This is a genomic window from Streptomyces sp. CG 926 (genome assembly GCF_003148825.1).
In the GTDB taxonomy this organism is placed as follows: domain Bacteria; phylum Actinomycetota; class Actinomycetes; order Streptomycetales; family Streptomycetaceae; genus Streptomyces.
Genome location: NZ_QGGZ01000003.1, coordinates 1 through 26,240 on the forward strand (window position 1 = coordinate 1; position 26,240 = coordinate 26,240).

A 26,240-nucleotide genomic window follows, 5' to 3' on the forward strand; every position below is an offset into this window, starting at 1 on the left:
ATCCACCGAAGTGGACGGGGTATCAACTTCTGGCGTTGATTTTTGGCACGCTGTTGAGTTCTCAAGGAACGGACGCTTCCTTTGTACTCACCCTCACGGGCTTTCCTCCGGGCTTTCGTTCTGTTCTTGCGTTTCCGACTCTATCAGAGTCAGTCCCGCTTCGCTTTCCAGGTTTTCGCTTTCGCGTTTCCCTTTCCGGCGATTCCGACTCTATCAGATCCTTTCGGGCCTGACCCCCGGTCAGCGGGGTTTGTCTTCCGGGCTGTTGGGCCCTTTCGACGAGTGAGACAGTAGCGGATTCCTTGCCCCCGAACCTAATCGGCGACTGCGTCCTGGAACGCGGATTCCTCATTCGCAAATACGCATGAAAACGAGACGACGGAGTACGTCGTTCGTTCGAATGTGTAGTGCGGGATGGCTGTCCGGGGACCGACCGGGGTCGGCGCTCACTTCGGACAACTCGAAGAACCTTACGGACCGGGCACACCAGTGTCAACCCCTGCCGGCCCCGCCACGCGGCATCCGCGAAACTCCCGCCGTCCTCGGCTCCCTCGGTCTACGCTGGGGCCCATGACTACGCGTGCGCTCACGCTCGACCTTCGTTGGTGGGCCGCCTGACGGCGGCCGACCTTCCACGCGAGCACGCACGCGCTCACGGCCGCCGCTACGGCGGCCGTTTTTGTTTCTCCCTCCCGGGAGTGGCTCGGTCGCCCGGCGCGGTGGCACCGACACCACTCACACACAGGGAGAGCAGGACATGAAGACGACCCCGCGGATCTTCAGCGGCATCAAGCCCACCGGGCACCTGACGCTGGGCAACTACCTGGGGGCCCTGCGCCAGTGGGTCGCCGCCGACCGGACGCCCGAGTCCGCGCTGTTCTGCGTCGTCGATCTGCACGCGCTGACCGTCGAGCACGAGCCGGCACGCGTACGAAGGCTGAGCCGGCAGGCCGCGACGCTCTTCCTGGCCGCCGGGCTGGATCCACAGCGGTGCACCCTCTTCGTGCAGAGCCATGTCGACGAGCACACCCGGCTGGCGTACCTCTTGGAGTGCACCGCCACCGACGGGGAGTTGCGGCGGATGATCCAGTACCGGGAGAAGGCGGCGAAGGCGCAGGTCTCCGGGGAGGGCGTGCGGCTGTCGCTGCTCACCTATCCCGTGCTGATGGCGGCGGACATCCTGGCGTACGAGGCGCAGGAGGTACCGGTCGGGGAGGACCAGCGGCAGCACGTCGAGCTGACCCGGGATCTGGCGGTGCGGTTCAACCAGCGGTACGGCCACACCTTCACCGTCCCGAAGGCCACACTTCCCGCCGTGGCAGCGCGGGTCATGGACCTGCAGGACCCGATGTCGAAGATGGGGAAGTCCCACGAGAGCGGGGCGGGGATCGTCTATCTGCTCGACGAGCCCGGGGTCGTGCGGAAGAAGGTGATGCGCGCGGTCACCGACAGCGGGGACGACGGCGTGGTCTACGACCGGGATTCGCGGCCGGGGGTCGCGAATCTGCTGGACATCCTGGCGGCGTGTACCGGGGGTGATCCGGCCGTGCTCGCCGACGGGTACAGCGGCTACGGGGCGCTGAAGCGGGATGTCGCCGACGCGGTGGTCGAGGTGCTGCGGCCGCTGCAGGAGCGGCATGCGGAGCTGGCGGGCGATCCGGCGGAGGTGGAGAAGGTGCTGCGGGAGGGTGCCGAGCGGGCCAGGCAGCTGGCGCGGCCGGTGGTGGACCGGGCGTACCGGGCCATCGGGCTGCTGGAGCCGTGACGGGTGGGGGCCCCGCGCGCACCGCGGGCCCCCACCGGTACGGGTGTCTCAGCTGTTGCCGGAGGCGAGCTCGCGGCTGCGGTCGCGGGCCGCTTCGAGGGCCGCGATGAGGGCGGCGCGTACGCCGTGCTTCTCCAGCTCGACGATGGCGTTGATCGTCGTGCCGGCCGGGGAGGTGACGGCCTCGCGGAGCTTGACCGGGTGTTCGCCGCTGTCACGGAGCATGACGGCGGCGCCGATGGCGGCCTGCACGATCAGGTCGTGGGCCTGGGCGCGGGGCAGGCCCAGGAGGATGCCGGCGTCGGTCATGGCTTCGACGAGGAAGTAGAAGTAGGCGGGTCCGGAGCCGGAGAGGGCGGTGGCCGCGTCCTGCTGGGACTCGGGGACGCGCAGGGTCTTGCCGACGCTGCCGAAGATCTCCTCGGTGTGGGCGAGGTGCCCGGCGGTGGCGTGGCTGCCGGCGGAGATGACGGACATGGCCTCGTCGACGAGGGCGGGGGTGTTCGTCATGACGCGGACGACGGGGATGCCGGGGCTGAGGCGTTCCTCGAAGAAGGCCGTGGGAACGCCGGCGGCCCCGCTGATGACCAGGCGGTCGGCGGGGACGTGCGGGGCGAGCTCGTCGAGGAGCTTGGCCATGTCCTGGGGCTTGACGGTGAGGATGAGGGTGTCGGCGCGCTTGGCGGCTTCGGCGTTGGTGACGGCCTCGACCCCGTAGCGGGAGCGCAGCTCTTCGGCCCGTTCGGCGCGGCGGGCGGTGACGAGGAGCTTCGAGGCGGGCCAGCCGCCGCGGATCATTCCGCTGAGCAGGGCCTCGCCGATCTTGCCGGTACCGAGGACTGCGACTGTCTGGGTCATGCCCGATCCACCTCGCCGAACTGTGCTTGCGCGTGAGCTACGTATACGTCCTCATCCTTGCACCCGGGCGGGCGCCGGGGAGGTGCTGTCCGTAGTGCGGTCAGGGGCTGCGGTCAGTGCGGTCAGGGTGTGCGGCGGCGGAGGGTGACCGCGCCGAGGGCGAGGACGAGCAGGGCACAGGCGGCGACGATCACGGCGTCGCGGACGAAGTCGGCGGTCATGTCGGTGTGGGTGAGGACCTGGGTCATGCCGTCGACGGCGTAGGACATGGGCAGGACGTCGGAGAGCCCTTCCAGGACGGGGTGCATGGTGTCGCGGGCGGCGAAGAGGCCGCAGAGGAGCAGCTGGGGGAAGATCACCGCCGGCATGAACTGGACGGCTTGGAACTCGGAGGCCGCGAAGGCGGAGACGAAGAGGCCGAGTGCGGTGCCGAGGAGGGCGTCGAGGAGGGCTACGAGGAGGAGCAGCCAGGGGGATCCGACGACGTCGAGGCCGAGGGCCCAGAGGGCGAGGCCGGTCGCGAGGAGGGACTGGAGGACGGCGACGGCGCCGAAGGCGAGGGCGTAGCCGGCGATGAGGTCGCCCTTGCCGAGCGGCATGGCGAGGAGGCGTTCCAGGGTTCCGGAGGTGCGTTCGCGCAGGGTGGCGATGGAGGTCACCAGGAACATGGTGATGAGGGGGAAGATCCCGAGGAGTGAGGCGCCGATGCCGTCGAAGGTCCGGGGGCTGCCGTCGAAGACGAAGCGCAGCAGGGTGAGCATCAGTACGGGGACCAGGAGCATCAGCGCGATGGAGCGCGGGTCGTGGCGGAGCTGGCGCAGGACGCGGGCGGCGGTGGCGGTGGTGCGGGCGGCGTTCATCGGGTCTGCTCCCGGATGGCGGTGACGTCGGAGGCGGCGTCGGCGGCGATGGCGTTGGCGTTGGCGTTGGCTTCGTCGACGAGGCGCAGGAAGCCTTCCTCGACGGTGGTGGCGTGGGTGCGCTCGCGCAGTGCGTCGGGGGTGTCCTGGGCGAGGATGCGGCCCTCGCGCATGAGGAGCAGGTCGTGGCAGCGCTCGGCCTCGTCCATGACGTGGGAGGAGACGAGGATCGTCGCGCCGCGGGTGGTGGTGATGTCGTGGAAGAGGTTCCACAGGTCGCGGCGCAGGACGGGGTCGAGGCCGACGGTGGGTTCGTCGAGGACCAGGAGCTCGGGGGTGCCGAGCAGGGCGACGGCGAGGGAGACGCGGCTGCGCTGGCCGCCGGAGAGGTTGCCGGCGAGGGCGCCGGCGCGGCTGGTGAGGTCGACGTCGGTGATGGCGCGGCTGACGGCGGCGGCGCGGCGGTCGGCGGCGGCTCGGCCGGGGTCGAGGACGGCGGCGAAGTAGTCGAGGTTCTGCCGGACGGTGAGGTCGTCGTAGACGCTGGGTGCCTGGGTGACGTAGCCGATGCGGGAGCGGAGCCGGGGGTGGCCGGCGGGGTGGCCCAGGACGTCGAGGGTGCCGGTGACGTGGGCCTGGGTGCCGACGACGGCGCGCATGAGGGTGGATTTTCCGCAGCCGGAGGGGCCGAGGAGGCCGGTGATGCGGCCGCGGGGCACGTCGAAGGCGATGGAGTCGAGAACGGTGCGGGGGGTGCGGCCGGTGCCTCGGCGGACGGTGAGGTCATGGGCGTGGACGGCGGCCGGGTCTCCCTCGGGCTGCTTATTCATCATGTGATGAATAATGCTCCTGGCGGTGCCAGGACGTCAATCGCCGGGACGGTTGCGGATTGCTGGTTGCTTCGGGTTACCTCGGGCTGCGCTCGCCCCGGCGCCGCGCGGGGGCTACTTCTTGCGCTTGGGGCGACGGGCGGCCGGGTTCCCCGTACGGGTGCTGCGGCGGCGGGCGTATTCGACCTGGGCACGCTCGTACTCGGCGCGGCGGAGCTTCTCGCCCGGCGCCTCACCGAGGCAGCGCAGGAAGTACGCGATCAGGGAACCGATGAAGCCGATCGTCTTGAGGCCCTTGAGGGCGGCCTCGTCGGAGGACGGGGCGGGGCGACGGCTGAAGGAGGCCCAGGTCTTGGTGAAGGCGATCGAGCTGGCGATCGCGAAGAGGACGACGACCGAGATGCTGAGGAAGGGACCGACGTTGCCGATCTCCAGCCCCTCGTAGGCGAAGCGGAGCATCATGGCGGAGGCGATGGCGGTAGCCAGCGAGCCGATGGCGAGGCCGACGCGGAGCAGGGCGTAGCCGCCGTCGTGCTCGACCCAGGTGGTGCCGAAGAAGCGGATCGGCTCGGGCTGCGGGCCGGCGGGCACCGAGGCCTGCGCGGCCGGCTCGGCGGGGGTCTGGTCTCGCTGGTCGTCGCTCACAACAGCGATTATCCCTCGCCGGGCCGGTCGGGCCGGGTGTGTCTCACGTGTCAGACGGGTCGGACGGGGCCGAGGCCGACCCTGCCTTCGGGCCCGACACCCTGTCGCCGCCTGCCGCCGTCCCGGGACGGCGGCGGGCGTCAGCCGGGTGCCGGGGCCGCGGTGCCGGCCAGGACGGTCAGCCGCACCGGGTGACGACGTAGCCGTCGCTGCCCGTCTTCACGTACGCGTCCGAGACGAATCGGCCGTTGCCGATGCAGTCCCAGATGTCGGTCGTGCCGTACGGACCCGAAATGGTGGTGCCGTCGCACTGGCACCGGAGCGTGACGATCGCGCCGTACGGCAGGACGTCGATCACCGAGTAGTTGGTGCCGGGGCCGCTGCGGACGTTCAGCCGCTGGCCGGGAGCCACCGGGTAGGACGGGTAGCCGGAGCCGGACGCCAGGCTCTCGACTTGGCTCGAATCGTTCTCCACCGACATACGAAATCTCCCCCCATGGGTGTTGCCGTGCGCAACTCGCGCAGGGTAGCAGGACCTTGGAGATGCGCAGGGGTCATCGACTAGGCTCCGGCGGGGGTGGTGAGCGGTGCAGTCGCGGCGCGCGGACTACGCGGGTTTTCCGGAGTACGCCGGGCAGTACCGGCTCGAATCGGTGCTCGGTTCCGGAGGGATGGGCGTCGTCCATCTGGCCACGTCCGGGTCGGGGCTGAAACTCGCCGTCAAGATCGTGCATCCCGAGCACGCGGTGGATCCGGAGTTCCGGGCCCGGTTCCGCCAAGAGGTCGCCGCCGCGCGGCGGGTGAGCGGAGCGTTCACCGCGCCCGTCGTGGATGCCGACCCCGATGCCGAACGGCCTTGGATGGCGACCCTGTTCATCGACGCGCCGACGCTCGCCGAACGGGTACGGGAGCAGGTTCTCGGCCCCGTCGAACTGACCCGGCTCGCCGCCGGCCTGGCCGAGGCCCTGCGCGACATCCACCGGGCCGGAGTGGTGCACCGGGACCTGAAGCCCAGCAACGTGCTGATGGCTCCGGACGGTGTGCGGGTCATCGACTTCGGGATCTCGCGGCCGGCGGACAGCGACCTGCGGACCGAGACCGGGAAGCTGATCGGCACTCCCCCGTACATGGCGCCCGAGCAGTTCCAGCGACCGCGCGACGTGGGAACGGCCGCGGACGTCTTCGCCCTGGGGTCCGTGCTCGTGCACGCGGCGACGGGACACGGCCCCTTCGACTCGGACAGCCACTACCTGGTGGCGTACCAAGTGGTGCACAGCGACCCCGATCTGACGGGGCTGCCGCCGCGGCTCGTACCGCTGGTCGCCCGGTGCCTTTCGAAGGACCCGACGGAGCGGCCCACCGCCGAGGAACTGATCGCCGAGATGCGGGCGATCGCGTACCCGACCGCCGAGGACACCCAGGCCTTCGTCCCGCAGCCGCGGCGCCCCGTCGAGTCGGAGCAGCTCACCCACCGGCGGGAGCGGATCGCCGCCCGACCCGAGGCGCCGCCGCGCCGGCGTGCCCGCCGGCGGATCCGGATGGCGGTCGGGGCCGGGGTGGGACTGCTGCTCGTGGGCGGGGCCGTCGGCGGATACCGGTGGCTGGGGACGGCCACCGGGTCGCCTGCCGAGATCGCCGCGAAGACCGGTTCGGCACCCCCGAAGACCTTCGCGCCGTGGGCGGTCCCGCTGGGCGGGCCCACGACCGGCAGCCGGACCGGGGCCTGCTCCTGGCAGGCTCCGGCCCTCTACTGCGCCGGACCGGGCGTCGCCGCGGCACGCCTCGACCCCGCGGACGGCTCCACGGTGTGGGCACGGGAGGCGACCGGGGCGGCCAAGGGGGCGATGACCGTCAGCCCGCCGCAGCACGCGGGCGGGCAGGTCCTCGTCGTGGTGCCGGGCAGCGAAACGCTCCAGGCGCTGGACCCGGGTACGGGAACCGAGCGCTGGAGGCACGAACTTGCGGGCGGCACGCAGGTGGTGGCCGCGGGCGGACAGGTCCTGCTGGTGGGGACGGGCGGCAGCGTCACGGCACTGGACCCGGCGAACGGAAAGGCGCGCTGGACGCAGCGGATCGGCGGGCTCGGGTCCGTCTGGTGGGGCGACGGCGGACCGTGGGGCGCGGCGCCCGAGCTGTACGTGGCCACGCCCGAGAGCGGTGGCGGGTCCACCCGGATCGCCTCGGTGGACCCGGCGAACGGGACGGTGCGCCGGGAACTGCGCACGGAGGGGCGGCTGCGGCCGGTCGGCACCGCCCGGGGCGGGCTGTACCTGCTGGACCTCGACGCGTCCTCCAGGACCACCGCCGTGGTGCGCGCCGATCCGGGGACGCGCACGGTGCACCGGGTACGGCTGGCGGCGCCGCTCCTCGACGCGGAGGCGACGGTCGACGGCGACGGGAACACCTACCTGTTCGGGACCTCCGGTGCACTGGTGGCGGTCGGGGCGGCCGAGGAGCACTGGCGGTCGGAGACCGGTGTGACGGTGGCCTCCCGCCCCGTCCTCGCCGGTGGCCGGGTCTGCCTGATGGCCCCGGACGGACGGCTGTTGGCCGTCGACGCCGCGAGCGGCCGGCCCGCGGGGCAGACCAGGCCGCGGATGGCCGACGGCAAGGCCGCCGGGTACGCCGCGACCCTGCCCGCGCCGGTGGCCGGGGACGGACGGCTCTTCGGGAGCGCCCCCGACGGGACGGTGTTCGCCGTGGCCACGGACGCCCCGGCCGCCTGGTGACGCGCGGACGCCCCCGCACCGGAGGGTGCGGGGGCGTCGATGCCTGGGGGGACGGTCGTCAGCCGCCCAGGAGGGAGACGTCGCGGACCGCGCCCTTGTCGGCGCTGGTGGCCATAGCGGCGTAGGCGCGCAGGGCCGCGGAGACCTTGCGCTCGCGGTTCTTCGGGGCGTAGACGCCGCCGAGGGCCGCGTGGCGGGCCGCCAGGGTGGCCTCGTCGACGAGGACCTCGATGGACCGGTTCGGGATGTCGATGCGGATCCGGTCGCCGTCCTCGACGACCGCGATGGTGCCGCCCGAGGCCGCCTCCGGGGAGGCGTGGCCGATGGACAGGCCCGAGGTGCCGCCGGAGAAGCGGCCGTCCGTCACCAGCGCGCAGACCTTGCCGAGGCCGCGGCCCTTGAGGAAGGAGGTCGGGTAGAGCATCTCCTGCATGCCGGGGCCGCCGCGCGGGCCCTCGTAGCGGATGACGACCACGTCGCCCGCCTTGATCTCCTTGCGGAGGATCTTGTCGACGGCCTCGTCCTGGGACTCGCAGACGACCGCCGGGCCCTCGAAGGTCCAGATCGACTCGTCGACGCCGGCGGTCTTCACGACGCATCCGTCCTCGGCGATGTTGCCGCGCAGGACGGCGAGGCCACCGTCCTTGGAGTACGCGTGCTGCACCGAGCGGATGCAGCCGCCCTCGGCGTCGAGGTCGAGGGATTCCCAGCGCTTGGACTGGGAGAAGGCGGTGGCGGAGCGCTCGCAGCCGGGGGCGGCGTGCCACAGCTCCATGGCCGTGTCGGTGGCCGTGCCGGAGCGGGCGTCCCACTTCGCCAGCCAGTCCTCCAGGCCGTCCGAGTGGACGGTGGTGACGTCCTTGTTGAGGAGGCCGCCGCGGTGCAGCTCGCCCAGGATGGCGGGGATGCCGCCGGCGCGGTGGATGTCCTCCATGTAGTACGTGCCGCCGGGCGCCACGTTCGGCGCGACCTTGGACAGGCACGGGACACGGCGCGAGACGGCGTCGATGTCGGTGAGGTCGTACTCCAGGCCGGCTTCCTGGGCCGCGGCCAGCAGGTGCAGGATCGTGTTCGTGGAGCCGCCCATGGCGATGTCGAGGGCCATGGCGTTCTCGAAGGCCTCGCGGGTGGCGATGTTGCGCGGCAGGACGGACTCGTCGCCGTCCTCGTAGTAGCGCTTGGTGATCTCCACGACCGTGCGGCCGGCGTCCTCGTACAGGGCGCGGCGGGCGGTGTGGGTGGCGAGGACCGATCCGTTGCCCGGGAGGGCCAGGCCGATGGCCTCGGCGAGGCAGTTCATCGAGTTGGCGGTGAACATGCCGCTGCAGGAGCCGCAGGTGGGACAGGCGTTCTCCTCGATGCGCAGCACGTCCTCGTCGGAGACGTTCTCGTTGGAGGCGTCGACCATGGCGTCGATCAGGTCGAGCTTGCGGACGGTGCCGTCGACGAGGGTCGCCTGACCGGCCTCCATCGGGCCGCCGGAGACGAAGACGACCGGGATGTTGAGGCGCATCGCGGCCATCAGCATGCCGGGGGTGATCTTGTCGCAGTTGGAGATGCAGATCAGCGCGTCGGCGCAGTGCGCCTCGACCATGTACTCGACCGAGTCCGCGATCAGGTCGCGGGAGGGGAGGGAGTACAGCATGCCGCCGTGGCCCATGGCGATGCCGTCATCCACCGCGATGGTGTTGAACTCGCGCGGGATCGCGCCGGCGGCGCGGATGGCGTCGGAGACGATCCGGCCGACCGGGGCCAGGTGGGTGTGACCGGGGACGAACTCGGTGAAGGAGTTGGCGACCGCGACGATCGGCTTGCCGATGTCCGCGCTCGCTACGCCCGACGCGCGCATCAGCGCACGCGCGCCTGCCATGTTGCGGCCGTGGGTGACGGTGCGGGACCTCAGCTCGGGCATGCGGTTTCACTCCCCATGAGTGCGGCTGTACGGTCAGCCGCGACTGCGGATATGGCTCAGATACGAGGCTACGCCCACCGCCCGCGATCCGGACACCGCGTCCGGATGTCGGGACGGGAGGCTCATTCCTCGGTCAGGTACCGCTGGAGGGTGGGCGCCACGAGGGCCACGATCTTCTCCGGGTCGGCGGAGGCCAGGGGCTCCACCTGGACCACGTAGCGCAGGATCGCGATGCCGACCATGTGGGAGGCGGCGAGCTCGGCGCGGAAGGTCGGGTCGGGGACGTCGAGGTCGGCGGCGACGCGCTCCAGGAGCCGCCGCAGCACCAGCTGGCGCAGCACCTTCGCGGCGGCCTCGTGCGTCAGCGCGGAGCGGATCACGGCGAGCAGCGGGACCCGGGTGACCGGGTTCTCCCAGATGCCGAGGAAGTAGCGGGCGAGGCGCTCGCCGATGCCGTCCGGGCCCTCGCCGATGATCGCGGGGACCACCAGGGCGGGCTCGATGCTGACCTCGATGGCGGCGGCGAAGAGGTCGTCCTTGCTGCCGAAGTAGTGGTGGACCAGCGCCGGGTCGACGCCTGCGACCTTCGCGATGCCGCGCACGGACGTCTTGTCGTACCCGCGCTCCGCGAACACCTCCCGGGCGGCGAGGCGGATGCGCTCCTGGGTGCCGGGGCCGTCGTCGGCCTCGTCCTGTCGGGGCCGGCCGGGGCCGCGGCGGCGCGGCCGGGGGGCGTCCGGGGTGTCGCTCACGTCCGGCGGGCCTTGTCGCGCGCGGTGGTGGGGGCGGCGGCGGTGGTGGCGAGGTGCAGCCGGGTGAAGGCCAGCGCCTCCGCGAGATCGGCCTCGCGCTCGGCGGAGGACATCGCCCGGCGGGTGTTGACCTCGATCACCACGTGCCCGTCGAACGAGGTCCGCGCGAGGCCCTCCAGCAGCTCGGCGCAGGGCTGCGTACCGCGGCCCGGAACCAGGTGCTCGTCCTTGGCCGAGCCGTTCCCGTCGGCGAGGTGGATGTGCGCGAGCCGGTCGCCCATGCGGTCGATCATCGCGGTGGCGTCGGTACGGGCGGTCGCGGTGTGCGACAGGTCGACGGTGAAGTGGCGGTAGTCGTCCTTCGTCACGTCCCACTCGGGGGCGTACGCGAGCATCTCGCGGTCGCGGTAGCGCCACGGGTACATGTTCTCCACGGCGAACCGCACGTCGGTCTCGTCCGCCATCCGCCAGATGCCGGTGACGAAGTCCCGCGCGTACTGGCGCTGCCAGCGGAACGGCGGATGCACGACCACGGTGCTCGCCCCGAGCCGCTCGGCCGCGGCCTGGGCGCGCTGGAGCTTGGTCCACGGATCGGTGGACCAGACCCGCTGGGTGATCAGGAGGCAGGGCGCGTGCACGGCCAGGATCGGCACCCCGTGGTGGTCCGACAGCCGGCGCAGGGCGTCGACGTCCTGACTGACCGGATCCGTCCAGACCATCACCTCGACGCCGTCGTAACCGAGGCGCGCGGCGATCTCGAAGGCGGTCGCCGTCGACTCCGGATAGACGGAGGCGGTGGAGAGGGCGACTTTCGCGGTCGGGACACGGACTGGTTCTGCCACGGAGACAGGGTACGGGCCCGGGACGGCGCGTGACCGTGACGGCGGCCACGCGGGTGGGGACGGGGTGGAGGAGAAGTCGGTCGCGTTCACAGGGTGAGCAGCCGCACGAGCAGCACCGTCACCGTACCGGTGGTCAGGAGCGCCCCCAGAACGGTGAACAGCAGAACGAGGGCCTTCCCGTCCATGCCCTCGATGAGGAAACGGTCCGGCTTCTCGCGGTCGTACCGGACCGTGACGACGGCTCCTACGCGAAAGGCCCGGGGCACCTTTCCCCGACCGAAAGCGGATGTGTGCTCGCAGGCGCGCCCGTCGCCGGCCGTCCACGCCGCGACCGGGTGGCGGAAGGTGCCGCCCTCACTGCCCTCGCTGACCTCGCTGACCTCGTGTCGAACGATGCGACCCACGGCGGTGACGCCGTCGCGGCGCAGCGAACTCAGCCGGCGCAGGCCGGCCAGCCCGATGGAGAGAAAAGCCGCGCCGAGCGTCAGGGGGATGAGGGAGATGAGCCATTCGAGTCCCATGATCCATGCGACGCGCACGCCGAGGTATCGGTTGCGGCCCCGACCGGGCGTCGCGTCGGCCGTTCCCTCACACCTCCGTTGCCGGCATGTGGTCCAGCCTGCGCAGGATCACGCCTTCGCGCAGCGCCCACGGGCAGATCTCCAGTTCCTCCACGCCGAAGAGGTCCATCGTGGCCTCGGCCACGAGCGCGCCGGCCAGGAGCTGGTTCGAGCGGCCCTCCGAGACGCCCGGGAGGGCGGAGCGCTGGGCCGTGGTCATCGCGGCCAGGCGCGGGACCCATTCCTCCAGGGCCTTGCGGCTGAGGTCCCGCTGGACGTACAGGCCTTCCGCGGAACGGGCCGCGCCCGCGATGCGCGCCAGCTGCTTGAAGGTCTTCGAGGTCGCCACCACGTGGTCCGGCGCGCCGAAGCGGCGGAACTCGCCGACCGTGCGGGCGATCTCCGCCCGCACGTGCCGCCGTAGCGCCCGGATGTCCAGCGCGTCCGGCGGGTCGCCCGGGAGCCAGCCCGAGGTGAGGCGCCCCGCGCCCAGCGGGAGGGAGACGGCCGCGTCCGGGTCCTCGTCGATGCCGTACGCGATCTCCAGCGAGCCGCCGCCGATGTCCAGGACCAGCAGCTTCCCGGCGGACCAGCCGAACCAGCGGCGGGCCGCGAGGAAGGTGAGGCGGGCCTCGTCCTCGCCGCTGAGCACCGGCAGGTCGACGCCGGTCTCGGCCTTGACCCGCGCGAGGACCTCGTCCGCGTTGGTGGCCTCGCGTACGGCGCTGGTCGCGAAGGGGAGGACGTCCTCGCACCCCTTGTCCTCGGCGGCCTGGACCGCGTCGCCGATCACGGAGACGAGACGCTCGACGCCTTCGGGGGTGACGGCGCCGCGCTCGTCGAGCAGCTCCGCCAGCCTCATCTCCACCTTGTGCGAGTGCGCCGGCTGCGGGCGCGCGCCGGGGTGCGCGTCCACCACCAGCAGATGGACCGTATTCGAACCCACATCCAGCACACCGAGTCTCATAGGGGGAAACGCTACTGCGAGGAAGACTCGGGGGTTGAGTAAGGGGCGCATAGGCTTGGCTTTGTGCCAAATACGAAGAAGGCCAACAAGACCCGGTCGCAGAAGGACACGGGCAAGGACACCGGCAAGGGCAAGGCCAAGGCCGACGCCAGGAACGGTAAGGACAAGGCCGTGGTCGTGGCCGACGAGAAGGGGCTCGACTTCCCCCGGGCCTGGGTGGAATTCCCCGATCCCGCCGACGACGAGCAGATCTTCCGCTGTGACCTGACCTGGCTGACCTCCCGCTGGACCTGCATCTTCGGCAGCGGCTGCCAGGGCATCCAGGCGGGTCGGGCCGACGACGGCTGCTGCACGCTCGGCGCGCACTTCTCCGACGAGGACGACGAGAAGCGCGTCGCGTCCCACGTGGCCCGGCTGACGCCCGAGCTGTGGCAGTTCCACGACGTCGGCAGCGAGGGCGGGTGGACGCAGCACGACGACGACGGGGAGAAGCAGACCCGCCGCTGGGACGGCGCGTGCATCTTCCTGAACCGGCCGGGGTTCCCCGCCGGAGCCGGCTGCTCGCTCCACATCCTCGCGGTGAAGGAGGGCCGGGAGCCGCTGGAGACCAAGCCCGACGTCTGCTGGCAGCTGCCGATCCGCCGGACGTACGAGTGGATCGACCGGCCGGACGACACGCGTGTGCTGCAGGTGTCGATCGGTGAGTACGACCGCCGTGGCTGGGGTCCGGGCGGCCACGACCTGCACTGGTGGTGCACGTCGGCCACCTCCGCGCACGGGGCCGGCGAGCCGGTGTACGTGTCGTACCGCCCCGAGCTGACGGAGCTGATGGGCAAGGAGGGCTACGACGAGCTGGTGAAGCTGTGCGAGGCACGGCTGGCCTCGCTGCTGCCGATGGCTCCGCACCCCGCGGATCCCGCCTGATCGCAGGCCCCTCGGCGTCCCTGTGGCACTCAGGGTCCCGGTGACACCGACGGGGCCGGGTCCGGGGCGGGGGAAACCGTTCCGCCTGAGCCCTCCGTCGGGGTCGGCTCGGGTGTCGGGGACGGCGGCGGGATCGTCGGCTCCGTCGGGGTCGGCGTCGGGGTCGACGGCTGTGTCGGGTCCGGCGAGGGCGTAGGTGTCGCGGGCTGCGTCGGGTCCGGGGTGGGCGGGGGCGTCGCCGCGGGGCGGCCGCGGCCCTGGATGGAGACGACCGCGCCGCTCGGGTCGACCCCGACCCGGGCCCGCCAGGCGCCGACGGGCTGGGCCTCGGGGTCCACGGCGATCCGTAGGGTGACCGATTCTCCTGGGGCGAGCGTGCCCGCGGTCCGGCTCGCGCGCAGCCAGGGGGCGTCGGACCAGAGCCGCCAGTCCACGGGGGCGCCGCCGGTGGCGGTGAGGGTGAGCAGGGTGACGGCCCCCTGGGCGGACGCGGCCACGGTGAGGCGGCCCGGGTCTCCGGCCTGGTCGGGGGTCGCGGGCGGGCCGCTGCTGATGACCTCGACGGAGACGTCGGAGGTGGTGTCGCTCTGGGCGAAGCCGGGGCCGCCGGTGGTCGCGGCGGCGTTGCCGGTGTTCTCGTAGGCGGTCAGCGGGCGGCCGTCGGTCCGTGCGGTCGGGAGCTCGGACTCGCTGGAGGAGATACGGGTGGAGTCGCCGACGGCGGGCTCGCCGGTGTCGGGTCCGCCGCGGTACGCCGCCCACAGGGCCAGGACCGGGGCGGCGACGACGGTGGCGACGACGGTGGTGGTCACCACGCGGGCGCGCAGCCGGTCGCGGCGGGCCACGCGGTCCTTGGGGTCCATGGGGAAGCCGGTGCGGTCGAAGCGCGGGGCGGGTCCGCGGCCGCGGACCCGGCCGGAGCGGAGCATCGCGGCGTGGACGGCGGTGCGGGGGGCCGGTACGAGGGGGAGCGCCGCGGTGTTGAGGCCGCCGGAGCCTGGCCAGGGGCCGGCGGCGCCCACCCGTTCGGCGACGCGGCGGCACCGGGGGCAGTCGTCCACGTGGCGGACGAGCTCGGCGCGCAGGGTGCTGGAGAGCAGGACGTTGCCGTCGCCTTCGTCGCCGGTGAGCCGGGAGACGCTGGGGCAGTTGCCGGTCTCGACGACGGCGAGGGCGGCGCGGGTGCGTTCGACCTCGCAGGCGGCGCCGGAGAGCAGCTCGCGGGCGGCGGCCGCGGGGGTGCCGAGGACGGCGGCGAGTTCGGGGACGCCGAGGCGGTGGCGGACGGCGAGTTCGAGGGCCTCGCGCTGCTCGGGTGTGGTGCCGGCGGCTTCGGGCCAGGCGAGCCGGGCCAGCTCGGTACGGCGGTAGGCGCTCACGTCAAGGGGACGGTGGGCGTCCTGGCCGCGCTCGGGGCCCGTGTCACCACCCGGCGCACGGTCGCGCCGGCCGTGCTCCGGCGCACGCCGGGCGGAATGCGCTCCCTGTCGCGCGCGCCGCTGCTCGGCCAGCCGGTGCAGGCAGCCCCAGCGGGCGAGTGCGTAGAGCCAGGCGCGCCGGTCCCCCTCGTCGGGGCAGCGGCCGGGATGCCGCTCGGCGACGGCGAGGACGTCCCCGAGCACGTCGGTCGCGGTGTCGTGGTCGCACAGGACCGACAGGCAGTACGTGAACAGGCCGTCCAGGTAGGGCTCGTGCCGGAACGGCGGCGGCTGCTCGGCCTCGTGGGGCATGCGCCCGTGCGCCCGGTGTGCGCCGGTGCGCGCTGAGGAGTGTGCCTGGTTGCTGCTGTTCACCTGGCGACCGTAGGCGGCGTGCCGGTGACGCCCTGGAAGCCTTCGCCACTTTTAGCCCTTACGGGTGAACAGATCGGTGAGGCGCTGACGCAGGCCCTGACGCGGTCGGACCGGCGGGCTCACGGGGTCGGCCGGAGCGGCGAGCTCGGCGGGGACGGCAAGGTCGGCCGGGACGGCAAGGTCGGCCGGGGCCGCGCGGGCGGCGAGCTCGGCGGGGCCCACGCGCACCTCGCGCACGAGGGCGCCGTCCTCCCCGTAGAACTCCACCGAGAAGGGCAGCCCTCGCGCGGACAGCACGGCGACGAGCGCGTCGAGCCGGCCGGCGTCCGCCTGGCCGTGGAGGAGGACGCCGTCGTCGCTCGGTTCGATCTCGAGGCGGGCCGACGGGCTCTGCACCTCGTACCCCTCCCAGGAGGAGGAACGCGAACTCCAGCCCGCGCGGACGAGGAACGCGGCGAGGTCCGCGGCGGAGCGGCGGCCGGGGAAACACCCCGCCACGTCCACGACGGGCAGCCCGGTCGCGTCGGCTTCGAAGGGCTCACCCTCGTGGGACAGGTCCATGGGGACACCCTCGCAGCATGGCGGCCGCGCCCCGCCGGCGGCACCGCGGTCCGGCTTGTCGGTGCGGGCGGCTACCGTGAACGGCATGGCTGCCCGCACCGCTCGTTCATCCGCCAAGGACCGGCCGTCCTACCGCTGCACCGACTGCGGCTGGACGACCGCGAAGTGGCTCGGTCGCTGTCCCGAATGCCAGGCCTGGGGCACCGTCGAGGAGATGGGCGCGCCCGCCGTGCGGACCACCGCCGCGGGCCGGGTCTCCACCGCCGCCCTGCCGATCGGGCAGGTCGACGGGCGGACCGCGACCGCCCGCAGCACCGGTGTGGACGAGCTGGACCGCGTCCTCGGCGGCGGGCTCGTGCCCGGTGCCGTCGTCCTGCTCGCCGGCGAGCCCGGCGTCGGCAAGTCGACCCTGCTGCTGGACGTGGCGGCGAAGGCGGCCGGCGAGGAGCACCGCACGCTGTACGTGACGGGCGAGGAGTCGGCGAGCCAGGTGCGCCTGCGGGCCGACCGGATCAACGCCCTCGACGATCACCTCTACCTCGCCGCCGAGACCGACCTTTCCGCCGTGCTCGGGCATCTCGACGCCGTGAAGCCCTCCCTGCTGATCCTGGACTCCGTACAGACGATCGCCTCCCCCGAGATCGACGGCGCACCCGGCGGCATGGCCCAGGTGCGGGAGGTGGCCGGGGCGCTGATCCGGGCCTCGAAGGAGCGCGGCATGGCCACCCTCCTCGTCGGCCACGTGACCAAGGACGGGGCCATCGCCGGTCCCCGTCTGCTGGAGCACCTCGTGGACGTGGTGCTGAGCTTCGAGGGCGACCGGCACGCCCGGCTGCGGCTGGTGCGCGGCATCAAGAACCGGTACGGGGCCACCGACGAGGTCGGCTGCTTCGAGCTGCACGACGAGGGGATCACCGGGCTCGCCGACCCGAGCGGGCTGTTCCTGACCCGGCGGGCCGAGGCCGTCCCGGGCACCTGCCTGACGGTGACTCTGGAGGGGAAGCGTCCGCTGGTCGCCGAGGTGCAGGCGCTGACCGTGGACTCGCAGATCCCCTCCCCCCGGCGCACGACCTCGGGCCTGGAGACCTCGCGGGTGTCGATGATGCTGGCGGTGCTGGAGCAGCGCGGCCGGATCACGGCGCTCGGCAAGCGCGACATCTACAGCGCCACCGTGGGTGGGGTGAAGCTCACCGAGCCGGCCGCCGACCTGGCGATCGCGCTCGCGCTGGCCTCGGCCGCCAGTGACGTCCCGCTGCCGAAGAACCTCGTCGCGATCGGTGAGGTCGGTCTGGCCGGCGAGGTGCGGCGGGTGACCGGCGTGCAGCGGCGGCTCGCGGAGGCGCACCGACTGGGATTCACGCACGCGCTGGTCCCGGCGGATCCCGGCAAGGTGCCGGCCGGGATGAAGGTCATCGAGGTGGCCGACATGGGCGACGCGCTACGGGTGTTGCCGCGCGGCCGCTCCCGCAAGCCCGCCGAGGAGCGGTCCGAGCAGTAGCCGAACCGGGGGACGATCCCCTGGTCAGGGGGTCCGTCACGGGGTGCGCCAAGGGGTCCGGGAGGGCCCCTCCCGGACCGTACCCGCTCAAGCCACGGCGGGGCCGTGGCGCGCGCCGGTAGACTTTGTGCTGGTCCGCCCGGCCGTACGCACGTCCTCGTGCCCGCGGCGCTGGGCGGCGCAACCCGCGACCGGAGGAGTGCAGTGGCAGCCAAGGACGGGGCAGCAGCATCCGGGAAGTCGGGCGCGAGCTCCAAGCAGGAGGCCATGATGCGCGCCTCGCTGAGCGCGGTCGCACCAGGTCAGCCGCTGCGTGACGGCTTGGAACGGATCGTCCGCGGCAACACCGGCGGGCTGATCGTCCTCGGTATGGACAAGAGCGTCGAGGCGATGTGCACCGGCGGCTTCGTCCTGGACGTGGAGTTCACCGCGACGCGGCTGCGCGAGCTGTGCAAGCTCGACGGCGCGCTCATCCTGGACAAGGACATCACCAAGATCCTGCGCGCCGGTGTGCAGCTGGTGCCCGACGCGTCGATCCCGACGGAGGAGACCGGTACGCGCCACCGCACGGCCGACCGCGTCTCCAAGCAGTGCGGCTTCCCGGTGGTGTCGGTGTCGCAGTCGATGCGACTGATCGCGCTGTACGTGGACGGGGAGCGGCGGGTCCTGGAGGAGTCCGGGGCGATCCTGTCGCGGGCGAACCAGGCGCTGGCCACGCTGGAGCGGTACAAGCTGCGCCTCGACGAGGTCGCCGGCACGCTGTCGGCGCTGGAGATCGAGGACCTGGTCACGGTCCGCGACGTGACGGCGGTCGCGCAGCGGCTGGAAATGGTCCGCCGGATCGCGACCGAGATCGCCGAGTACGTGGTCGAACTGGGCACGGACGGGCGACTGCTGTCGCTGCAGCTGGACGAGCTGACGGTCGGGATCGAGCAGGAGCGGGAGCTGGTCATCCGGGACTACGTGCCGGAGCCGACGGCGAAGCGTTCCCGCACGGTGGACGAGGCGCTGGCGGAGCTGGACGCGCTGACGCATCCGGAGCTGCTGGAGCTGGCGATCGTGGCGCGGGCGCTGGGGTACACGGGCTCGCCGGAGACGCTGGACTCGGCGGTGTCGCCGCGCGGGTACCGACTGCTGGCGAAGGTGCCGCGCCTGCCGGGCGCGATCATCGAGCGGCTCGTGGAGCACTTCGGCGGGCTGCAGAAGCTGCTGGCGGCTTCCGTGGACGACCTCCAGGCCGTGGACGGGGTGGGCGAGGCCCGCGCCCGGAGCGTGCGCGAGGGCCTGTCCCGACTGGCCGAGTCGTCGATCCTGGAGCGGTACGTCTAGCCTGCGGCTTTGCTCGGCAGGGTGGTCAGCTGCTTCCGGGGCTGGGAGTCGTCAGTCCTGCTTGAGGACGAACGAGGTGCGGGCGACCGGCATGCCCGGGGCCTTGACCTCGACCACGTAGGTGTCGGGAGCCGCGGACCCCGCCGGAGGCGTCTGGCACCGGTCGGCCGCGCTGAACCGGCGGTCCCAGTCCAGCGACTGCTTCGTCTCACCCTGCGCCGGGAGGCGGAAGAAGGCGTTGCCCGCGCCCGCCGGGCAGTCCGCCGAGGACCAGACGGCCTTGCTGCTGCTCGCCTGAAGGATGGTCAGGACGGCCTGCTTCGGGCCGAGGTCGACCTTGCAGGTGGTTCCGGAGGTGTTGCGGGCGACCAGTTCGAGGCGCGGCTTCTCGTTCGCCTCGTACTCGTTCTTCACGCTCTTGACCTCCCACTGCAGCGAGCCCGGCGCGCAGGTGGGGAGCGCGGAGTCCGCCGGGACCGGTGCCGGGCCGCCCGCGGCGCCGCCGGAGCCGGAGCCCGAGCCGCCGTTCGAGCCCGTGCCGCCGCCCGGTTCGCCGTTCTTGCCCGCGCCGCCCGTGGAGCCGCCCTGGGAGCCGGCGCTCCCGCCGCTGCCCGACTCGGGACGTCCGCCGGGGGCCGCGCTGATCGCGGGCCCGGTGCCGGCCGGGCCCGGGGTGATCGAGGTGACCGGATCCGGACCGCCCTGGCCCTTCCCGTTCGTACTCGTCCTCCCCCCGCCGGAACTGACGGTCCATACGGCGAGGAGCGCGAGGAGCGCGACAACGGAAGCCAGCACAGCCCTCCGTCGCCAGTAGATGGAGGAGGGGAGCGGCCCGACCGGATTGCGCAGAGATCCCACGGACGGAACTTTACGAGAGTTCGCGGCCCGATCAGTGCCCCACATGCCGCGCAGAGGTTTTGATTTGCCGATGATCATCCTGCGGGCGCAATCGAGCGGGCGAGATCCGGCCAAAGGGTTGATGCGGAGATTAATCCGCATTGCGTACGTTCGGTGAACATGGACAGCTCCGGCCTCTACCGCGCCATCACCGACTTCGCCCACCGGACACCCTCATGGGTGCAGTCGGCCTTCGAGATCTGGACGGCGTACGGGCTCCTCCTCTTCGGGGTGCTGTTCGTGGCCGTCTGGTGGCGCTCGCGCGGTCGGGGCGGCGCCCGGCCGGTGGCCCTGGCCGTTCTCGCGCCGGTGGCCACCGCCGTCGCCTACGGCGCGTCGGAGTGCGTGAAGTACACGGTGGGCGAGGAGCGGCCCTGCCGCTCCGTCGTCGGGGCCGCGGCCTCGCTGGTGCCGTGCCCGGGGCCCGGCGACGGGTCGTTCCCCAGCAATCACGCGGCCCTCGCGGGTGCCGCCGCCGTGGCGCTGACCCTGGCCGTGCGCCGGCTCGCGGCGGCGACCGCGGCCCTCGCGCTGCTGATGGCCTTCTCCCGGGTCTTCGTCGGCGTGCACCACCCGCACGACGTGGTGTTCGGTCTGCTGCTCGGCGGGTCGGTCGCAGCCCTGACCGTGCTCGCGCTCAGCGGCCCGGCGCAGGCCCTCGTCACGGCCGCGCGGGCGGGCGGATCCCCGGCCGTCGTCCGCTTCACCGGTCCCGGTCCGGCGCGCCCGAGGAGACGAAACGTGCCAGGATGCCGTCTGCCATGACTGCATCTCCCGTTTCCTCCCCGGCCGTATCCCCCGACTCCTCCCACGCGCTGCACTCCCCCGTCATCGCGTGGTTCGACGAGCACGCCCGCGACCTGCCCTGGCGCCGCCCCGAGGCCGGCCCCTGGGGGGTCATGGTCAGCGAGTTCATGCTCCAGCAGACGCCCGTCAACCGGGTCCTGCCGGTCTACGAGCAGTGGCTCGCCCGGTGGCCCCGCCCCGCGGACCTGGCCGCCGAGGCCCCCGGCGAGGCCGTACGGGCCTGGGGGCGGCTCGGCTACCCGCGCCGGGCGCTGCGGCTGCACGGCGCGGCCGTCGCCATAACGGACCGGCACGGGGGCGACGTGCCTTCGGAGCACGCGCAGCTGCTGGCGCTGCCCGGGATCGGCGAGTACACGGCGGCGGCCGTGGCCTCCTTCGCGTACGGGCAGCGGCACGCCGTCCTCGACACGAACGTCCGCCGGGTCTTCGCGCGCACGGCGACCGGGGTCGAATACCCGCCGAACGCGACGACCGCCGCCGAACGGCGCCTGGCTCGGGCCCTGCTGCCCGAGGACGAGGGGACGGCGGCCCGCTGGGCGGCGGCCTCGATGGAGCTCGGCGCGCTGGTGTGCACCGCGAAGAACCCCGACTGCGCGCGCTGCCCGGTGGCCGGGCTGTGCGCGTGGCGGCTGGCGGGCAAGCCCGCGCACGAGGGTCCGCCGCGGCGCGGGCAGACGTACGCCGGGACCGACCGGCAGGTGCGGGGCAAGCTCCTCGCCGTGCTCCGGGAGGCGGTGGGCTCCGTTCCGCAGGCCGTGCTCGACACGGTCTGGGACGAGCCCGTGCAGCGGGCCCGGGCGCTCGACGGGCTGGTGTCCGACGGGCTGGTGGAGCCTTTGGACGGAGGCTTCTACCGGCTCCCGCAGGGCGTTGCGCAGGCCTGACCGAAGCTGACTCCCGGATTCCGCTTCCTGCTCGGAAACCCCAGCTCACGGGGGCTGTTACACAACCTATGGGTGTCCGTGCGCCCACCGAAGGCTGGCTCGCACAGGCCCGTGACAACCCCTCCGTACCTTCGAATCCGTAGGGCAACGGGGATGAACGGTTGGACGGGTGGAGGCGGTCTGAGATGGCGCACGGTGAGGTACTCGGATTCGAAGAGTACGTACGCACGCGGCAGGACGCGCTGCTGCGCAGCGCCCGGCGCCTGGTCCCGGACCCGACCGACGCCCAGGACCTCCTGCAGACCGCGCTCGTGCGCACCTACGGCCGCTGGGACGGCATCGCCGACAAGTCCCTGGCCGACGCCTACCTGCGCCGCGTCATGATCAACACCCGTACCGAGTGGTGGCGTGCCCGCAAGCTCGAAGAGGTTCCCACCGAGCAGCTCCCCGACGCCTCCGTCGAGGACGGCTCCGACCAGCGCGCCGACCGCGCCCTCCTCATGGACATCCTCAAGGTTCTCGCGCCCAAGCAGCGCAGCGTGGTCGTCCTGCGACACTGGGAGCAGATGAGCACCGAGGAGACGGCAGCGGCGCTCGGAATGTCGGCGGGAACCGTGAAGAGCACCCTGCACCGCGCGCTGGCCCGCCTTCGGCAGGAGCTGGAGAGCCGGGATCTGGACATGCGGGCGCTGGAGCGCGGTGACCACACCATGCGGTACGAGGGGCGTGAGCGGTGCGCGGCCTGAATGGCCAAGGTTTGTCCGGAGGTTCTCTGGTGCTGATGTCGGCGGGGACGGTCGTCCTCGTCGGCACAGCCGTGTTCGCGGTCGGGTGCGCCACCGGCGGCACCGGCCTGCGCGACGGCGGCCCGGCCCGCACCGAGGCCGTGGCCAAGGCCACTCCCTCGGGGCCCTCCCCCGACGAGTCCGTCTCGGCGTCGTCCGGCCGGCCGCTGAAGAAGGTCGACCCGGTCGGGCTGTTGATGAAGGACCCCAAGGTCAGCACCGAGGTCAAACGCGACCTCAAGCCCTGTTCGGGCAAGGAGTATCCGGTGGACGTGAGCTACGGGAAGGTCACCGGTGGCCCCGTGGTGGACATCGTGGTGAACGTCCTGTCCTGCGCCGACGCCCTGGGCCGCGGAACGTACGTGTACCGGTCGGACGGAGCCACGTACGAGAATGTCTTCTCGGACGAACAGCCACCCGTCTACGCGGAGATCGACCGGGGCGACCTGGTGGTCACGAAACAGGTCTACGGAAAGAGCGACGCGCTCGCCTATCCGTCGGGCGAGGACGTGATCACGTACCGCTGGAACGGGGAGAAGTTCACCGAGCAGGACCGAGTTCACTCGGAGTACAGCAATGTGGTCGACGGCGGGGTTCCACCCGCCCCGGCCACGAGTCAGAAGAACTGAGCACAGAAGAACCGAGGCGAGGCTCCCGCATGGCCGAGACCCATGTCCTGTTCGTGGAGGACGACGACGTCATCCGTGAGGCCACGACCCTGGCGCTGGAACGCGACGGGTTCGTGGTGACGGCCATGCCCGACGGCCTGTCCGGACTGGAGTCCTTCCGCGCGGACCGGCCCGACATCGCCCTGCTGGACGTGATGGTCCCCGGCATGGACGGCGTCAGCCTGTGCCGCCGCATCCGCGACGAGTCCACCGTCCCGGTCATCATGCTGTCGGCGCGCGCCGACAGCATCGACGTGGTGCTGGGCCTGGAGGCCGGCGCCGACGACTACGTCACCAAGCCCTTCGACGGCTCCGTGCTGGTCGCCCGGATCCGCGCGGTGCTGCGCCGCTTCGACCACTCCGGCGGCCCGCAGAACGGCGGCCCGAACGGGGCCGACAACGGCTCGGACCCCGAGCGCGGGGTGCTCTCCTTCGGCGACCTGGAGGTGGACACCGAGGGCATGGAGGTCCGCCGGGCGGGCGCCGCCGTGGCCCTGACCCCGACCGAGATGCGGCTGCTGCTGGAGTTCTCCTCCGCCCCCGGCACCGTGCTGTCGCGCGATCGCCTGCTGGAGCGGGTCTGGGACTACGACTGGGGCGGCGACACCCGCGTCGTGGACGTCCACGTGCAGCGACTGCGCACCAAGATCGGCCAGGACCGGATCGAAACGGTCCGAGGCTTCGGATACAAGCTCAAGGCATGAGACGGTTCACCCTCCGCACGGGCATCCGCTGGAAGATCACGGTCGCCATCGCCTCCGTGGGCGCCCTCGTCACGATCGCGCTGAGCCTGGTCGTGCACAGTGCTGCCCGCGTGTCGATGCTGGAGAGCGCCCGTGAAGTGCAGCTGGACCGCGTGCAGTTCATCTCCCGCAACGCCGACGCCGGCCGCAAGCCGCCCATGGGGGCCAAGCTCAACGATCCCGAACTGCCCGCCGAACTGCGGCACAAGGCGCAGTCGGGACGGCGCGGGACCTATATCCAGGAGCGGCCGCGCGGGGCGACCGAGGTGTGGGCCGCAGTTCCGCTCGGGAACGGGCAGGTGCTGTCGCTGCACACGCCGTTCCGGGAGGGCGCCAATCTGATCCCCGACCTGGACCGGGCCCTGGTCATCGGCGGCCTGTCCGCCGTGATCGGCGGCTCGGCTCTCGGCGTGCTCATCGGCGGGCAGATCTCGCGCCGGCTGCGCAAGGCCGCGGCCGCCGCGCAGCGCGTGGCGCACGGCGACCCCGACGTGCGCGTACGGGACGCGGTCGGCGGTGTCGTGCGGGACGAGACGGACGACCTCGCGCGGGCCGTGGACGCCATGGCGGACGCCCTGCAGCAACGGCTGGAGGCCGAGCGGCGGGTGACCGCGGACATCGCGCACGAGCTGCGGACCCCGGTGACGGGCCTGCTCACGGCGGCGGAACTGCTGCCTCCGGGGCGGCCGACGGAGCTGGTGCGGGACCGGGCCCAGGCCCTGCGCGCGCTGGTCGAGGACGTACTGGAGGTGGCCCGGCTGGACAGTGCCTCCGAGCGGGCCGAGCTGCAGGACGTGGCGCTGGGCGAGTTCGTGAGCCGGCGGGTGACCTCGCTGATGCCGGAGGCGACCGTACGGGTCGTCGCGGACGAGATCGTCAGTACCGACCCGCGCCGGCTGGAGCGGATCCTGGGCAACCTGCTGGCCAATGCCGCGCGGTACGGGCGGGCGCCGATCCAGGTCGACGTCGAGGGCCGGGTCGTACGGGTCCGGGACCACGGGCCGGGCTTCCCGGAGGCACTGCTGCGCGAGGGGCCGAGCCGCTTCCGCACCGGGTCGACGGACCGCGCGGGTGTGGGGCACGGGCTGGGGCTGACCATCGCCGAGGGCCAGGCGCGGGTGCTGGGCGCCCGGCTGACCTTCCGTAACGTGGCCGCCCGGGGCGGCTCGGAGCGCGAGGGCTCGGCCGCGGGTGCGGTGGCGGTCCTGTGGCTGCCGGAGCACGCGCCGACGGCGACGGGCAGCTTCCCGATCCTCAAGCTGCCGCAGGGCTGAAGCGGGGCGGGTGGGGCGGTACGGGTACCGGGCGGTATCCGCCCGCGGGTCCGTGACTTAGCATCCGTGGCATGACCGACGGTACGAATCCCCCGAGCCACCCGCAGCCCGAGCCCGCCCCCGGGAGCGGCGGATACGGGTTCCCGCCGGGACCGCCCGCGCAGGGCGGCTACGGCTACCCGACCCCGTCCGGCGGGTACGGCTACCCGCAGTCGGGACAGCAGCCGAACCCTTACCAGCAGGACCCGGGGGCGTACCAGCAGGATCCCGCGGGCGGTTTCGGCCATGACGCGGCAGGCGGGTACCAGCAGGACGCGGGCGGTTACCCGCAGGACGGGGGCGGTTACCCGCAGGACGCGGGCGGTTACCCGCAGGACGCGGCGGGCGGGCAGTGGTCCGCCGCCCCGGCCCAGCCGGGCTTCACGCGGCTGGCCGGTCCGGACCTGCCCGGCGGGTCGCAGCCGGACTGGGAGGCCATGGCGGACCGCTCGGCGGCCGAGCGGCGCAAGAAGCGGCTGTGGATGCTGGGCGGCGGAGTGGCCGTACTGGCACTGCTGGCCGGCGGCGGAACGTTCTTCCTGATGGGCACCGGCGACGACGGACAGGACGCCCAGCCCCAGAACTCGGCCTCCGCCTCGCCCGAACCGGACGACTCGAAGGGGCCGGCGGCCTACACCGCGACCGTCGCGGGCGACGACACCCTGCTGCGCGACAGCTACGGCAGCATGGGCATCCGGCTGGGCCCCGACCTCAAGGTCGGCCCGCTGGGCAAGCGCTTCCAGGTCGTCGGCAAGGGCAACGGGAACTCGTGGGCGCAGTCCGCCGAGCCGGTCGTGGACGTGACCAAGAGCTTCACCGTCACGGCCCGCGCCTACAACTCCGCCGCCAAGGGCTCGCGGATCATCATGAGCCAGGGCGACGGGGAGTCGTTCTCCTTCGAGCTCGGCGTGAACGAGGTGAACGGCAAGCAGGCCTGGATCTTCCGCGTGCAGACCGGCGACAAGGGCGCCGCGGCCACCACGCGGACGGTCACCGCCGAGGGGCTCCAGATGGTGAAGACGCCCACGCTGCTGATGGCCACGTACGACGCCGAGAAGAAGGCCATCGCGCTCTACGTGGACGGCAAGAAGGCCGGCGAGACCCCGGTGCCGCCCATCTGGCAGGCCCCCGGTCCGCTGCAGCTCGGCCGGTCCATGCACCACAACATATGGACCGGTCCGTGGCAGGGCGCCCTGCACAACATCAAGACCTACGACATGGCGTTCACGGCGGAGCAGGCCGCCGGGTACAAGGAGGGGAAGCTCGATCCATCGCCGAAGCCGACCCATGCCTGGCTGCTCACCTGATCGGTGAGCAG

Annotated in this window: 25 protein-coding genes; 12 read left to right on the forward strand and 13 right to left on the reverse strand. The window is 72.6% G+C overall.

The window, feature by feature from the left end; translation table 11 throughout:
* The first annotated feature begins 757 nt into the window (after positions 1-757).
* Positions 758-1,765 carry a tryptophan--tRNA ligase gene (gene trpS, locus BCL76_RS08540; RefSeq protein ID WP_109778923.1) on the forward strand — a complete coding sequence of 336 codons (1,008 nt, stop codon included), beginning with the start codon at positions 758-760 and terminating at the stop codon, positions 1,763-1,765.
* A 48-nt stretch (positions 1,766-1,813) separates the two neighbouring features.
* On the opposite strand, the gene proC is transcribed toward trpS, so the two are convergent.
* The 5 genes from proC to BCL76_RS08565 form a co-directional block, all read right to left on the reverse strand.
* Positions 1,814-2,623, reverse strand: coding sequence for a pyrroline-5-carboxylate reductase (gene proC, locus BCL76_RS08545; RefSeq protein ID WP_109778924.1), 810 nt, complete (start codon positions 2,621-2,623; stop codon positions 1,814-1,816).
* 122 nt (positions 2,624-2,745) lie between these two features.
* On the reverse strand, positions 2,746-3,483 hold the full coding sequence (locus BCL76_RS08550; RefSeq protein ID WP_109778925.1) for an ABC transporter permease: 738 nt from the start codon (positions 3,481-3,483) through the stop codon (positions 2,746-2,748).
* Positions 3,480-4,316 carry an ABC transporter ATP-binding protein gene (locus BCL76_RS08555; RefSeq protein ID WP_109778926.1) on the reverse strand — a complete coding sequence of 279 codons (837 nt, stop codon included), beginning with the start codon at positions 4,314-4,316 and terminating at the stop codon, positions 3,480-3,482. The genes BCL76_RS08550 and BCL76_RS08555 overlap by 4 nt, the downstream gene beginning before the upstream one ends.
* A 111-nt stretch (positions 4,317-4,427) precedes the next feature.
* On the reverse strand, positions 4,428-4,958 hold the full coding sequence (locus BCL76_RS08560) for a hypothetical protein (RefSeq protein ID WP_375137898.1): 531 nt from the start codon (positions 4,956-4,958) through the stop codon (positions 4,428-4,430).
* 178 nt (positions 4,959-5,136) lie between these two features.
* Positions 5,137-5,439 (reverse strand): SH3 domain-containing protein, encoded by a 303-nt coding sequence (locus tag BCL76_RS08565; RefSeq protein ID WP_030756312.1) that lies wholly within the window; start codon positions 5,437-5,439, stop codon positions 5,137-5,139.
* Between the two features lie 106 nt (positions 5,440-5,545).
* Here BCL76_RS08565 and BCL76_RS08570 point away from each other — a divergent pair, with 106 nt between their 5' ends.
* Positions 5,546-7,687 (forward strand): serine/threonine-protein kinase, encoded by a 2,142-nt coding sequence (locus tag BCL76_RS08570; RefSeq protein WP_258309468.1) that lies wholly within the window; start codon positions 5,546-5,548, stop codon positions 7,685-7,687.
* Between the two features lie 58 nt (positions 7,688-7,745).
* Here BCL76_RS08570 and ilvD read toward each other — a convergent pair whose 3' ends face one another.
* The 5 genes from ilvD to BCL76_RS08595 all read right to left on the reverse strand — a co-directional run bounded on the left by ilvD (position 7,746) and on the right by BCL76_RS08595 (position 12,720).
* Positions 7,746-9,599 carry a dihydroxy-acid dehydratase gene (gene ilvD, locus BCL76_RS08575; protein ID WP_109778927.1) on the reverse strand — a complete coding sequence of 618 codons (1,854 nt, stop codon included), beginning with the start codon at positions 9,597-9,599 and terminating at the stop codon, positions 7,746-7,748.
* Between the two features lie 122 nt (positions 9,600-9,721).
* The gene (locus tag BCL76_RS08580) at positions 9,722-10,351 is read right to left on the reverse strand and encodes a TetR/AcrR family transcriptional regulator (protein ID WP_109778928.1); all 630 of its coding nucleotides are present in this window, start codon (positions 10,349-10,351) and stop codon (positions 9,722-9,724) included.
* Positions 10,348-11,193: a sugar phosphate isomerase/epimerase family protein gene (locus BCL76_RS08585; RefSeq protein ID WP_109778929.1), complete on the reverse strand. Its 846-nt coding sequence runs from the start codon at positions 11,191-11,193 to the stop codon at positions 10,348-10,350. The genes BCL76_RS08580 and BCL76_RS08585 overlap by 4 nt, the downstream gene beginning before the upstream one ends.
* 86 nt (positions 11,194-11,279) lie before the next feature.
* The gene (locus tag BCL76_RS08590; RefSeq protein WP_109778930.1) at positions 11,280-11,714 is read right to left on the reverse strand and encodes a DUF3592 domain-containing protein; all 435 of its coding nucleotides are present in this window, start codon (positions 11,712-11,714) and stop codon (positions 11,280-11,282) included.
* 67 nt (positions 11,715-11,781) lie between these two features.
* Positions 11,782-12,720 carry a Ppx/GppA phosphatase family protein gene (locus tag BCL76_RS08595; RefSeq protein WP_109778931.1) on the reverse strand — a complete coding sequence of 313 codons (939 nt, stop codon included), beginning with the start codon at positions 12,718-12,720 and terminating at the stop codon, positions 11,782-11,784.
* A 171-nt stretch (positions 12,721-12,891) separates the two neighbouring features.
* Here BCL76_RS08595 and BCL76_RS08600 point away from each other — a divergent pair, with 171 nt between their 5' ends.
* Positions 12,892-13,644: a hypothetical protein gene (locus BCL76_RS08600; RefSeq protein ID WP_258309543.1), complete on the forward strand. Its 753-nt coding sequence runs from the start codon at positions 12,892-12,894 to the stop codon at positions 13,642-13,644.
* 29 nt (positions 13,645-13,673) lie between these two features.
* Here BCL76_RS08600 and BCL76_RS08605 read toward each other — a convergent pair whose 3' ends face one another.
* Positions 13,674-15,437, reverse strand: coding sequence for a BACON domain-containing protein (locus tag BCL76_RS08605; protein ID WP_109778933.1), 1,764 nt, complete (start codon positions 15,435-15,437; stop codon positions 13,674-13,676).
* A 51-nt stretch (positions 15,438-15,488) separates the two neighbouring features.
* Positions 15,489-15,998 (reverse strand): hypothetical protein, encoded by a 510-nt coding sequence (locus BCL76_RS08610; protein ID WP_146228344.1) that lies wholly within the window; start codon positions 15,996-15,998, stop codon positions 15,489-15,491.
* An 85-nt stretch (positions 15,999-16,083) separates the two neighbouring features.
* On the opposite strand from BCL76_RS08610, the gene radA reads away from it, so the two are divergent.
* On the forward strand, positions 16,084-17,496 hold the full coding sequence (gene radA / locus BCL76_RS08615; RefSeq protein WP_109778935.1) for a DNA repair protein RadA: 1,413 nt from the start codon (positions 16,084-16,086) through the stop codon (positions 17,494-17,496).
* 204 nt (positions 17,497-17,700) lie between these two features.
* Positions 17,701-18,825, forward strand: a complete 1,125-nt coding sequence (disA, locus tag BCL76_RS08620) for a DNA integrity scanning diadenylate cyclase DisA (RefSeq protein ID WP_030727101.1) — start codon at positions 17,701-17,703, stop codon at positions 18,823-18,825.
* A gap of 51 nt (positions 18,826-18,876) precedes the next feature.
* Here disA and BCL76_RS08625 read toward each other — a convergent pair whose 3' ends face one another.
* The gene (locus BCL76_RS08625; RefSeq protein WP_309136812.1) at positions 18,877-19,620 is read right to left on the reverse strand and encodes a hypothetical protein; all 744 of its coding nucleotides are present in this window, start codon (positions 19,618-19,620) and stop codon (positions 18,877-18,879) included.
* A 222-nt stretch (positions 19,621-19,842) separates the two neighbouring features.
* Here BCL76_RS08625 and BCL76_RS08630 point away from each other — a divergent pair, with 222 nt between their 5' ends.
* The 7 genes from BCL76_RS08630 (at position 19,843) to BCL76_RS08660 (ending at position 26,229) form a co-directional block, all read left to right on the forward strand.
* Entirely contained in the window at positions 19,843-20,487 is a 645-nt protein-coding gene (locus tag BCL76_RS08630; protein WP_109778937.1) for a phosphatase PAP2 family protein, read from the forward strand.
* Entirely contained in the window at positions 20,484-21,413 is a 930-nt protein-coding gene (locus tag BCL76_RS08635; RefSeq protein ID WP_181382479.1) for an A/G-specific adenine glycosylase, read from the forward strand. Before BCL76_RS08630 ends, BCL76_RS08635 begins: the two co-directional genes overlap by 4 nt.
* Positions 21,414-21,598: 185 nt before the next feature.
* Positions 21,599-22,159 (forward strand): SigE family RNA polymerase sigma factor, encoded by a 561-nt coding sequence (locus tag BCL76_RS08640; RefSeq protein WP_030010715.1) that lies wholly within the window; start codon positions 21,599-21,601, stop codon positions 22,157-22,159.
* 35 nt (positions 22,160-22,194) lie between these two features.
* The gene (locus tag BCL76_RS08645) at positions 22,195-22,827 is read left to right on the forward strand and encodes a hypothetical protein (RefSeq protein ID WP_109779424.1); all 633 of its coding nucleotides are present in this window, start codon (positions 22,195-22,197) and stop codon (positions 22,825-22,827) included.
* Between the two features lie 29 nt (positions 22,828-22,856).
* Complete coding sequence (gene cseB, locus BCL76_RS08650; RefSeq protein WP_030756271.1) at positions 22,857-23,570, forward strand: two-component system response regulator CseB; 714 nt, start codon at positions 22,857-22,859, stop codon at positions 23,568-23,570.
* Positions 23,567-24,883 carry a two-component system sensor histidine kinase CseC gene (gene cseC / locus BCL76_RS08655; protein ID WP_109778939.1) on the forward strand — a complete coding sequence of 439 codons (1,317 nt, stop codon included), beginning with the start codon at positions 23,567-23,569 and terminating at the stop codon, positions 24,881-24,883. Before cseB ends, cseC begins: the two co-directional genes overlap by 4 nt.
* Positions 24,884-24,954: 71 nt before the next feature.
* Positions 24,955-26,229 (forward strand): LamG-like jellyroll fold domain-containing protein, encoded by a 1,275-nt coding sequence (locus tag BCL76_RS08660; RefSeq protein WP_109778940.1) that lies wholly within the window; start codon positions 24,955-24,957, stop codon positions 26,227-26,229.
* Positions 26,230-26,240 lie beyond the last annotated feature (11 nt).

What these genes read in the sequence shown, in the direction of transcription:
- BCL76_RS08550 (WP_109778925.1), bottom strand. Translation starts at nt 3,483, where the DNA reads ATGAACGCCGCCCGCACCACCGCCACCGCCGCCCGCGTCCTGCGCCAG.
- proC (WP_109778924.1), bottom strand. Translation starts at nt 2,623, where the DNA reads ATGACCCAGACAGTCGCAGTCCTCGGTACCGGCAAGATCGGCGAGGCC.
- BCL76_RS08595 (WP_109778931.1), bottom strand. Translation starts at nt 12,720, where the DNA reads ATGAGACTCGGTGTGCTGGATGTGGGTTCGAATACGGTCCATCTGCTG.
- BCL76_RS08565 (WP_030756312.1), bottom strand. Translation starts at nt 5,439, where the DNA reads ATGTCGGTGGAGAACGATTCGAGCCAAGTCGAGAGCCTGGCGTCCGGC.
- BCL76_RS08645 (WP_109779424.1), top strand. Translation starts at nt 22,195, where the DNA reads ATGTCGGCGGGGACGGTCGTCCTCGTCGGCACAGCCGTGTTCGCGGTC.
- BCL76_RS08610 (WP_146228344.1), bottom strand. Translation starts at nt 15,998, where the DNA reads ATGGACCTGTCCCACGAGGGTGAGCCCTTCGAAGCCGACGCGACCGGG.
- BCL76_RS08630 (WP_109778937.1), top strand. Translation starts at nt 19,843, where the DNA reads ATGGACAGCTCCGGCCTCTACCGCGCCATCACCGACTTCGCCCACCGG.
- BCL76_RS08640 (WP_030010715.1), top strand. Translation starts at nt 21,599, where the DNA reads ATGGCGCACGGTGAGGTACTCGGATTCGAAGAGTACGTACGCACGCGG.
- cseB (WP_030756271.1), top strand. Translation starts at nt 22,857, where the DNA reads ATGGCCGAGACCCATGTCCTGTTCGTGGAGGACGACGACGTCATCCGT.
- BCL76_RS08555 (WP_109778926.1), bottom strand. Translation starts at nt 4,316, where the DNA reads ATGATGAATAAGCAGCCCGAGGGAGACCCGGCCGCCGTCCACGCCCAT.
- BCL76_RS08660 (WP_109778940.1), top strand. Translation starts at nt 24,955, where the DNA reads ATGACCGACGGTACGAATCCCCCGAGCCACCCGCAGCCCGAGCCCGCC.
- cseC (WP_109778939.1), top strand. Translation starts at nt 23,567, where the DNA reads ATGAGACGGTTCACCCTCCGCACGGGCATCCGCTGGAAGATCACGGTC.
- trpS (WP_109778923.1), top strand. Translation starts at nt 758, where the DNA reads ATGAAGACGACCCCGCGGATCTTCAGCGGCATCAAGCCCACCGGGCAC.
- BCL76_RS08635 (WP_181382479.1), top strand. Translation starts at nt 20,484, where the DNA reads ATGACTGCATCTCCCGTTTCCTCCCCGGCCGTATCCCCCGACTCCTCC.
- radA (WP_109778935.1), top strand. Translation starts at nt 16,084, where the DNA reads ATGGCTGCCCGCACCGCTCGTTCATCCGCCAAGGACCGGCCGTCCTAC.
- ilvD (WP_109778927.1), bottom strand. Translation starts at nt 9,599, where the DNA reads ATGCCCGAGCTGAGGTCCCGCACCGTCACCCACGGCCGCAACATGGCA.
- BCL76_RS08590 (WP_109778930.1), bottom strand. Translation starts at nt 11,714, where the DNA reads ATGGGACTCGAATGGCTCATCTCCCTCATCCCCCTGACGCTCGGCGCG.